At 37.0% G+C, this 9,660-nt stretch carries 9 protein-coding genes and 1 pseudogene; 8 read left to right on the forward strand and 2 right to left on the reverse strand.

Annotation, left to right across the window (positions count from 1 at the left end):
* From F6K22_RS19715 to F6K22_RS19740, 6 genes are all read left to right on the forward strand, one after another.
* The coding region (locus tag F6K22_RS19715) for a DUF3769 domain-containing protein (RefSeq protein WP_293101509.1) at positions 1 to 664 on the forward strand (664 nt) is incomplete at its 5' end.
* Between the two features lie 451 nt (positions 665 to 1,115).
* Positions 1,116 to 1,880 carry an RNA-guided endonuclease InsQ/TnpB family protein gene (locus tag F6K22_RS19720; protein ID WP_293101511.1) on the forward strand — a complete coding sequence of 255 codons (765 nt, stop codon included), beginning with the start codon at positions 1,116 to 1,118 and terminating at the stop codon, positions 1,878 to 1,880.
* On the forward strand, positions 1,874 to 2,038 hold the full coding sequence (locus F6K22_RS19725) for a zinc ribbon domain-containing protein (protein ID WP_293101514.1): 165 nt from the start codon (positions 1,874 to 1,876) through the stop codon (positions 2,036 to 2,038). The genes F6K22_RS19720 and F6K22_RS19725 overlap by 7 nt, the downstream gene beginning before the upstream one ends.
* A gap of 1 nt (position 2,039) precedes the next feature.
* Positions 2,040 to 2,141: a zinc ribbon domain-containing protein gene (locus F6K22_RS19730; RefSeq protein ID WP_293101517.1), complete on the forward strand. Its 102-nt coding sequence runs from the start codon at positions 2,040 to 2,042 to the stop codon at positions 2,139 to 2,141.
* 118 nt (positions 2,142 to 2,259) lie between these two features.
* Positions 2,260 to 3,054, forward strand: coding sequence for a class I SAM-dependent methyltransferase (locus F6K22_RS19735; protein WP_293101520.1), 795 nt, complete (start codon positions 2,260 to 2,262; stop codon positions 3,052 to 3,054).
* A gap of 454 nt (positions 3,055 to 3,508) precedes the next feature.
* Positions 3,509 to 4,072 carry a hypothetical protein gene (locus F6K22_RS19740; RefSeq protein WP_293101523.1) on the forward strand — a complete coding sequence of 188 codons (564 nt, stop codon included), beginning with the start codon at positions 3,509 to 3,511 and terminating at the stop codon, positions 4,070 to 4,072.
* A gap of 370 nt (positions 4,073 to 4,442) precedes the next feature.
* Here F6K22_RS19740 and F6K22_RS19745 read toward each other — a convergent pair whose 3' ends face one another.
* Both F6K22_RS19745 and F6K22_RS19750 read right to left on the reverse strand, forming a co-directional pair.
* Positions 4,443 to 5,417, reverse strand: coding sequence for a hypothetical protein (locus tag F6K22_RS19745; protein ID WP_293101526.1), 975 nt, complete (start codon positions 5,415 to 5,417; stop codon positions 4,443 to 4,445).
* Positions 5,418 to 5,723: 306 nt separating this feature from the next.
* The gene (locus tag F6K22_RS19750) at positions 5,724 to 6,248 is read right to left on the reverse strand and encodes a phycobiliprotein lyase (RefSeq protein ID WP_293101529.1); all 525 of its coding nucleotides are present in this window, start codon (positions 6,246 to 6,248) and stop codon (positions 5,724 to 5,726) included.
* Between the two features lie 870 nt (positions 6,249 to 7,118).
* On the opposite strand from F6K22_RS19750, the gene F6K22_RS19755 reads away from it, so the two are divergent.
* Together F6K22_RS19755 and F6K22_RS19760 are read left to right on the forward strand one after the other, a co-directional pair.
* Positions 7,119 to 8,939 carry a P-loop domain-containing protein gene (locus tag F6K22_RS19755; protein ID WP_293101531.1) on the forward strand — a complete coding sequence of 607 codons (1,821 nt, stop codon included), beginning with the start codon at positions 7,119 to 7,121 and terminating at the stop codon, positions 8,937 to 8,939.
* 163 nt (positions 8,940 to 9,102) lie between these two features.
* Positions 9,103 to 9,660 (forward strand): annotated as a pseudogene (locus F6K22_RS19760) (hypothetical protein); the annotation flags it as partial.

A 9,660-nucleotide genomic window follows, 5' to 3' on the forward strand; every position in this document is an offset into this window, starting at 1 on the left:
GCAACCATTTGAACCACTACCCGATGATGACTATGATGATGATAGCGACCCTAGATCGCGAGCAGACCTAGGTCGTTTCCAGAGTGTAGTGTCTCTGAGATACCCACTAACTATCTGGAGTGGTGAACCATTACCCGCTACCCCGACTCAGGGTTTGAGATATACCAGCAAACCAGTAGTTCCGTTTGTGCAAATGGTGTTAGGACTTACAGGTGCTACTAGCCTTTATAGTAATGATGAAGACCAATCTTTTGTGCGTGGGAGTATTGGCTTTACTGGGCAGTTTGGGCATTTTTCCAGAGACTTTTTTGATTATACCGGATTTAACTTAACTTATAGTCAGACTGGTCTGAGTGGTCAGTCACCTTTTTTCTTTGACCGGGTAGAGGATACAAATGTCCTCTTATTTGGTTTCGTCCAACAGATTTATAAAGGTTTTCGGGCTGGCTATCAGAGTGGTATCAACTTAGAAAATGGTGATATCCTTGACGATAGAATTACATTAGAATATAGTCGTCGTACTTATGGGGTAGTATTAAGTTTTAGTCCTAGACGACGAACTGGTACATTGAGCCTCCGGATCAGTGACTTCAACTGGCAAGGTGGTACAACCCCGTTCTCTGGGGAAGATGTTCGACCTGTTGGTGGTGGTGTGGTTAGGTAACTTGAAGAAGGAGTCAGGAGTCAGGAGTCAGGAGTCAGGAGAAGTGGGAATTATAGAGGAGGTAGGAGTTCTGAGTAATACCAATTCACTTTAGGGATGTCACAAATAGTTTCCAACTTTAAATGTCAAATAGTTGCCCGAAACTATTATCCGATCGGAGTTTTTAGTCGATCGAATCTAATTTCTGACTTCTGACTTCTGACTTCAGTGAAACGGTATAAGTAACAACTGTTCGGCATTAAATTGAGTTATAAATTAGGGCTAACTACTGAAGCCGAATAATTGGACAAAATTAGACAAACTTTAAGAAATATTGAAAATTTACTTGCTATCTGCTATGATAAATTAACATCATCCTTAGCATTGTCAAAAACTTTTTTTTATGACTTACCAATTCAAATGCAATCAATCAAGACCAAACTAAAAGTTAATAATAAACAAAAAACAATACTTGCTTGCGCACGCAGGTACAGCTCGTCATGCTTATAACTGGGGATTAGCTACTTGCATTTCTGAATACAAGGAAACCAAGAAACGTCCTAGTGCCATCACTTTACACAAACGTTTAATTGCTGAAGTAAAAAGTGAAAATACTTGGTATTATGAAGTATCAAAGTGTGCCCCCCAGCAAGCCTTAAGAGATTTAGACAGGGCATTTAAAAACTTTTTGACTATTCCTAAACGTGGATTTCCGAACTTTAAGAAAAAAGGGAAAAAAGATAGTTTCTATTTAGAAGGAAGTATCAAAATTATTCAAGGAAACTACATCAAACTACCAAGAATAGGAATAGTAAAAACTTATGAAATCTTACCATCTGTGCCCGTCAAAAATGTTACCATATCAAAACGTGCAGATAATTGGTATATCAGCTTTAAATATGATTTGGAATCAGTATCTAATTCGCCTCCTAAAAAACGAGGTGTTCTTGGTGTAGATCTAGGTATAAACACCCTAGCTACCTGTAGCGATGGAACAACTTACCCTAATGTCAAAGCCTACAAACAAGCTCAAAAACAATTAAGTCGTTACCACAGCCGTGTCAACAAAAAAGAGCCAGGCTCAAAAAACAGACTCAAGGCGATCAAAAGACTAAGCAAACTTCACAAAAAAGTAGCTGATATCAGAGCTGACACACTTCATAAACTCACAACATGGGCGAGCTTTAAACCACAGCACCATAGTGATAGAAGTATGACAATGTCAGTGGAATGCTGAAAAATCACAAACTAGCAAGTGCGATAGCAGACTGTGGGTTTTATGAGTTCAAGCGTCAACTAGCATACAAGTGTGAATGGTATGGAAGCCAGCTAGTGATAGCTCCTAGATTTTATCCAAGTTCTCAAATATGTTCTCGCGCTCGGGCATCAACATAAAATGCCGTTAAATGTTAGACTATACGAGTGTGAGAACTGCGGGTTAAAGGCAGACAGAGATTTTAACGCTGCTGTGAACTTAGAAAATTATGCACGTCAGTAGGTGGAGTTCCCACCGATTTCAAGCCTGCTCTCGAAGATAAGTTGCAGACTGCGGTCAGTGGTCTTCTGGGAAACAGGAAGCTAGCTCCAAAGCTCATGCAATTCTTGCATGGGTAAGTTTGGGTAAGTTTAGTAGAACGGAACAATTGCTCGCCAATCATTGGAGACTAGGATGCAAACTTCTTTGGAATCAGGAAGAATTGGTAGCTGGTTTATCAGCATTTATGCAAGAAAATCACATAGAAAGTGTAGTGGATGTTTCTGGAGGCAATGGTTTTCCTGCTATTGAACTGCGTCGGAAAGGGTGGGATATTGCTTATAATGACTACAATGCTTTTATGAAGGAGCAAGTAGAAGCCCAGATTAAAGAAAATGATGACTTTGTAGCCTCGATGCCCTGTACTCAAGTATCTTGGGAATACTTAGATAGTGTTATTGTTCCTGGTTCCTACGATATGGTCATCTGTAGAGGAAATTCATTACCATATGCTGTATCTTGGTCTGTTAATCAAATCTGCGATCCTGAAAAAGCTAAAGTCATTATTCAGAAAGCTTTAGCTCAGTTTTTTAAAGTTTTACGTCCGGGTGGAGTTCTTCTTGTTGATAAAAGTTCGTTTGAATCGGCTGGAATTTACGTGATTCAAAAAGAAGGTGTCGTCGATAGCAAGGAATGTCACATTCATTGGGTATTTGTAAACGATGTACAGTCAGGAATTAGACGATGGGATCAATACAATACAGTTGAAAAAGAAACAACCTGTTTAACAGTTTACAGCTTACTTATTACAGAAAAAATGCTAGTAGACTGGCTGACAACAGCCGGTTTTATTTCAGTTTGTCCAACTTCCATTCAAGGAGAAAATATTTATACGGTATTGACAGCGCGTAAACCCCTTGGGATTCTTCCGGACTAATTTATATAAATTTAGGGCTTTGTTGCATGAAAGTGGCGATATAGCTGCCGCTACATCGCGCATTGGTATTAGATGCTCCGCCAAAATGTCAAACTCCCTCTCTGTTTTAAGGAATCATCATACTCTGACCAGTTGCTGAGGAGGTACTTGGACTTAGACTTAGACTTGGACTTGGACTTGGACTTAGACTTAGACTTAGACTTGGACTTGGATTTACTCATATCTACTTTGGTGTAGGTTTATTGTACCACACACTGTTATTTTTATCCTATTTGCTCTCTTTGTGCAACAAAGCCTACCCCAAGTGTCAAACTGTGATTTCAAGAGATATAAATGGCGCACGAAATATTATGATTCGTGCTTTGCAGGCAACTGCCTTCACTGTCAAAGGTAATGCTATACTATGCTCTAGTTAATCGATCTAACTGATTTGAGGAGGTTAAACGTTGCACCAATGACAGAAGAGCCATCAATATCTGCTTTAGCAGAGGCTTTGTTAACAAAGTATGATTTTGACCTTGGTGGTGAAACTTCCGAGCAACTTATTGCTCGTTGGCAGAACAACTATCAAGTCGAGTGGCTTTCTTTAGCAGTTATTGAAGCATTATATCTTGGACGTTACAAGGCTATCTCTGTTCAGCAGATATTGACATTATGGGAACGTCGTGGTCAGCCTATTTATCATTTCAACTCTGAATTTCAAAATATTATCACTAGAAATGTTCTCACAAATTTGGCAACTCAGATAGATACTCAATCTTTACAAACAAAAACAAACCCTACCTTTTTAGAAGAGAAACCACCAGAGCATTCTAAATTTGTTTCCCCACCCTCAAACCCCTTTGAACCAAACTCAAAAAATAAAGTTCAAAATTTGGTGCAGCAGCAAGTCCCAGTACAACCAAATCAGTATAAGATAAAACACACTGATTTTTATACTAAACTCAAAGCAGTTATCAAAAATAGTCAAGCTTTGCGATCGCCTTCCAAAGAAATTGAGCAAGAAAATGAGAATTGACATCTAAAATCAACTAAAAAGTCGCCCTAGAAGGGCGAGGATTTAGACCCAATTTTTTGCTAAAACAATAACCTGTAGGGAAGTTCCATGAAACTTCCCTACTTTGTGGTCTACTAATCATGAAAAAGACTTTCAACAATTAATAATTAATAATTAATAATTACCTCTTCTTGAAAACGGATAGGATTGATTCAAAGGAAAAATTTTTTCTTCTCTTGGTCGATTGGATATGGCAAGGTTTCCTCGCCATCCCATCCTTCGGAATGCTGCGCAAACGACCGCTTTTTCCCCTTAAAAGGGGAGGCGCATACCCACAATTTCTCGGTAAGTTTTTTTGCATATATCCTGATTTTCTGATCTCCCGGTCCCCCTAACACCAAATCTTCCCTCTCTTTTTGAATAGATCGATAGAGCTACCACCAAAAACTTGATTCAAAGCATCAGTTTTAATATGATAATTCCAGCGACACATTTGTATCATTACCCGCATCAAAGTATAGCCAATCTCAATACCATGTTTGAGATGAGAAAAATTGAAAATATTTTGACCAAAAGACCGTTCTTGTTGGTGATGATTTAATAATCTAATTAGACGAGATATACTGTCAATAACTTGCTGAAAAATAGAATCATTAAAACCCCATCTTGTTATGCCCCAAAACTTAGCTAAATGATTAACTTCATCCTGTAAAGGTTGAGCGATCGCCATTTGTAATGCTCCTGTAGAATGTGACATTAACCATAAATAAGTTGATGCCGCGCTCCATTCTGTACTAATTCTACCCAAACCATGATTATATATTTGCGCCCGTACATTTCCAGTAGGTTGATAACCTATAACAGTATTAGGTTGTACAGACAAATTTTCCCCTGTAAGTTGTTGATAAATCTTACTAAAAACAGGTGCGTGTTGTCGTTCTTCTTTTTCCCAAATTCCAACTTCAATTATTTTCCCATTTTCGTCAGATATACCTCCCATAAATCTAGCAAGTTGAGGATGAACTTTTTGTAAATAAGCCCTACTTTCTTGAGAATAGGAACGAATGGGAGTTTCTATTTCTACGGCAGAAGCAATTATTTGTAAAAACAGTTGTGGTTCGATACCAATAATTTGACTATTATTAATAGCTTGCCAATGAATTTTTTGCCAAGGTCTTTGTTGAGGATTTTCAAATTGTTGAGGTAAGTCTAATAGCCTTTCTGTGAGAATATCTAGGGAAAGATAGCGTTGAATCAGATAATTAATTCTTGCTCTAGTTTTTAGATAATCAGGAGAGACATGGCAATAGCCAGCTAAGTCAATTTTTTGGTAATTATTGGAATGAATTGTTGTTGCTAAATTCATAATTCTTTCCTAACTGATTTACTGTACTGAGAGACGTATCACACAAAATTACCCTTATTGATAGGATTATATTGATAGAAACTGACCAAATTATCAGGTGTCATATTTGTGTTACTGCCTTGATTGATTCCATAAGTGAGGTATACCAGTAGCGGGCAAGATGCCCGCACCACAAAAGTTTTATTTAAACCCCACCCTTTAAATACGAGGTCTTAAATGTTTCCACCTCATATACCTGGAATATGCTTTATCTCCCTACTCCTTGCTCCCTTATATTTATAGGTATTAAAACAAACATGAGCTAATTTAACTTTTGACTCGGCGAATTTCCGAGCAAAAAGAAGCCAAAGTAAAACCTAATGGTTTCTTAACCACACTGGTGCGTAACCGCAAATTAGGTATTAAATACCAGAAACGTTCCTCCGCGTACAAACCCTCCGACTCCGTAATCAACGTTAGAACATCATCACTCCCCATAATGTAGCGACCATTAAATTGATTACTGTTAGCGTTTCCTCTGTCTTGCAATAATTTACCTTGGTTAGGGTCGTCAGAATTAGGCATAAGTATCAGCATTGTTGAACCTGCATCTTTGACTTGTTCTTTGTTAGTTGTACCATTCCAGCTAATCTTCACCCCTATTAACTCAGTTGCACTGGAGTCAACCTGATTTTTTTCGCACAACTTGATTAATGCAGGGTCAGTTTTTTCTAATATCTCAAAATTCACTTCTGATTTACCCGCTTGCAGTTCCCCTGAAACCAAATTGTGAATTGTGCGTTGGGAAAACCATTCACCAGCACTCAGCTTAAAAAATTCGATAATGTCCATTAACTTGCTAATCTTATTAATTCTGAATCAATACTATATTTTGCACTGATTGGGATTTTGAGTCAAATTTTGATTGTAGCATTTTAGAGAGTAGGGAGTAAGGTTCGACAGATATTCTCGCTCTTTGCAAACTAATCCTTAAAAACATTCTTAGTTATAACTGAAGTCTTGAAGAAGTATCGCATTATTTCTGGATTTTTGGGAATTGGTATTAAATTAATTTTGCCTAGATATTTATCTGAAATACATTAATGTTTGTTACCAAAGATTAGACATCTCCAAAAAATAATAGGCTTCTTGCTCTTAGAGGCAACAGCTTCATAAAGCAACAGGCAACAGGAATATAGATTTTTAGGAAAAAGGGATAAAAAAGAATTTTTTCTGGGAAATTGTCAAGATTCAGCTAGTTTTATGCAATGCTTTAAGTCCCGTTATTTATTTTCTGGAGATGTCTATTGATAGGGAGATGAGAAGATTCGTGTATTTGCAGAATTTTTTGTATTTCATATTAATTGAGGAAAAATTAAAGTCTCAAGTCTCCTGCTCTTTTAAGGGGATGAAAAAAAATCAACTTTCGTATTTCATTTAGCCAGAGATACCAATAACTGATAACTGAAATGGAATCAAGTTCGTTTGACTACAATATATTGTTAATTAATATGGTATATTAACTATAGCCTTTATATCCAAATAACCAAGAACTGTATAGCTAATCAAATTGCAAACTACTATAAATTGGACTAAAAAGCAACAATTGTAGCGATCGCTATTTCCAAAAACATTAAATTGTGGTAAATAATAAGGTTAAGTTATGATACTAAATTTATTAGGATATACACTAAATCTGGTATAATTTAAGGGTACTAAACTATGCTCATAGAGATATTAACCCTGTTTGCGGGTGCAGGACTAGAACAAGTAACCAGTGTTACATGGCATTGGGTAAGTAAATGGGCAGCAAAGAAGGCTGATGAAAAGAATCAGGTAATACAGACAGCATTAGTAACTTCATATTGTAAAGCTTTGCAAGTAATTCGTAAAGAGTCTCAACAACTACCTCAGTGGAAACAAGACAAAGCTGTAATTGAAGCTAGATTAACAGAAATGGAGAAAGATGCACTGATTATATTAGATTTAGTGCAGACACAGAAACACAGAATGACTCATATACCTCAAGGAGGAGAAGAACAAGCGATCGCAAAAACAGTAATGTCTAGACTGCAAAGCAAAGATAAATGGCTGAAACACGCTCCCAAAGAATTATCTCATTTAGTTGAAACTAGATTAGTATCAATTACAGTCCATCAATTTCGCCACGAACTGAGAACAGAAAGCACAGTATTTCAAGCCTTAGTCCACGATATGTTAGCCACAGCAGGAGAAGACGTCAGTCGTTTGGTTGATGTCACCAATAGAATAGAGAAAAGAGTAGATCAATTCGTGGGAGACTACCGTCAAGATATTGACAGAATTATTGTAGGTATTGGAGGAGCTAACTCCCACTTAGAACAGTTAATATCACTCTTAAGCAAACAGATGAAGCAATCTCAAGCGATACCTGCTGACTTTGCGGCTCTCATAGCGGATAAAACAGAAGGATTTCTCGGACGAGGTTTTGTATTTGACACTATTGAAGATTTTCTCCAAAATCAATCCAAAGGATATTTTATCATTGAAGCAGATCCAGGAGTAGGCAAAAGTACAATTATTGCTGAATATGTACGTCGCACAGGTTGTGTTGCCTATTTCAATCTATTATCAGAAGGTAGAACTAGGGCTGAAGATTTTCTTAAGAGTGTGTGTACCCAGTTAATTGAAAGGTATAATTTGCCTTATGAACTACCATTACATCCAGATAATACCAGCAATGGGAACTTTCTGTCAAAACTACTGAACGAAATTAGTACCCAACTAACCCCTGGAGAAAAACTTATAATAGCAGTGGATGCTTTGGATGAAGTGGATTTAAGTAGTCAGAGTGGAGCCGCTAATGTCCTATATTTACCAGCAAACTTACCCAATAGAGTATATTTTCTGCTTACTAAGAGATCGGACCCACTACCATTAGTAGTGTCGGCACCACAGAAAATTTTTGACTTAATGATCTATCCGAATGAAAGTTTGGCAGATGTTAAACTATTCATTCGCCTAAGAACAAAGCGATCTGCAGTTCAAGCATGGATTGAAGCTAGAGGATTAACTTTAGAAAAATTTGTCGAATCTATAGCTAGCAAGAGCGAAAATAATTTCATGTATTTAAAATATGTACTTGATGATATTGAGCAAGGTAACTATAGAGATATCAGCTTAGAAAGTTTACCCCAAGGTTTAGAGAAATATTATGACCAACATTGGCATCGAATGAAAATGAATGTTAAACCATTGCCAGTTACTAAGCTAAAAATCATCTATTTCTTAACAAAAACTCGTAAACCTGTATCCTGTGGAATGTTAGCTAAATTTAGTGGAGAAATATCCTTGACAGTTCAAGAAATTCTGGATGAATGGGCACAATTTCTGAGAATTTATCAAACAGAAGGCAAGCCAGTATACAGTATATATCATGCGGCTTTTCAAGATTTCCTCTACCGTAAAGATATTGTTCAGGAAGTAGAATCATTAATTGAAATTGAAAGTATGGAAAAACAAATCAAAAATAATCTGTTAGGAATGGTTTATAAAAATGCTTAGTATTGAGGATTCAGGAGTTAGGAATCAGGAGTTAGGAATCAGGAGTTAGGAGTTAGAAGAAAGAAGGGATTTGAATTATTGAAGATGCCATGTCTTAGTTAAGAACTTATCTTATACCAATTTCATTCTAACACTTACAACCGAAGACTTAAAGGAAATAAAAATGGGTGAATTTAGAGAAAATTTAGCTCAACTACCCCTAGAAGATCAACGTTATCTTTTAGAAACTTTACCTGGTTTTCTAGTCAGTGAATCTGATACAGAACAACTACATCGCTTACTCACAGATTTTGATTTTCTAGAATCAAGACTATATTTATTCGGAGTAGAATATCTACTAAATGATTATGAGGAAGTTATGCACTCCGATGTCTGGATATCAAGTGAAAAGCTAAAAACCCTAAAATTAATTCAAGGAGCAATTGAACTATCATCTCATATCTTAGTTGAAGATAAAACGCAACTAGCAGGACAACTGTGGGGACGACTGCTATCTTTTGAAATCCCGGAAATTCAGAAAATGCTACAACAGGCAAAATCCTGGAAACTCACTCCCTGGTTAAGACCAACAGCGCCTAGTCTCACACCACCTGGAGGCAGACTCTTACGAACTTTTATTGGTCATAGTGGTTGGGTAAATGCAGTAGTTGTCACTCGTGGAGGAATGCTAATTTCTGGTTCTTCGGACAATACTCTCAAAGTCTGGAATGCTGAAACAGGT

It is taken from the genome of Okeania sp. SIO2F4 (genome assembly GCF_010672385.1).
Classification (GTDB): domain Bacteria; phylum Cyanobacteriota; class Cyanobacteriia; order Cyanobacteriales; family Microcoleaceae; genus Trichodesmium.

Excerpts from the sequence above, each read along its gene's own strand:
- F6K22_RS19725 (WP_293101514.1), top strand. The coding sequence starts at position 1,874 with ATGCTGAAAAATCACAAACTAGCAAGTGCGATAGCAGACTGTGGGTTT.
- F6K22_RS19730 (WP_293101517.1), top strand. The coding sequence starts at position 2,040 with ATGCCGTTAAATGTTAGACTATACGAGTGTGAGAACTGCGGGTTAAAG.
- F6K22_RS19740 (WP_293101523.1), top strand. The coding sequence starts at position 3,509 with ATGACAGAAGAGCCATCAATATCTGCTTTAGCAGAGGCTTTGTTAACA.
- F6K22_RS19745 (WP_293101526.1), bottom strand. The coding sequence starts at position 5,417 with ATGAATTTAGCAACAACAATTCATTCCAATAATTACCAAAAAATTGAC.
- F6K22_RS19750 (WP_293101529.1), bottom strand. The coding sequence starts at position 6,248 with ATGGACATTATCGAATTTTTTAAGCTGAGTGCTGGTGAATGGTTTTCC.
- F6K22_RS19755 (WP_293101531.1), top strand. The coding sequence starts at position 7,119 with ATGCTCATAGAGATATTAACCCTGTTTGCGGGTGCAGGACTAGAACAA.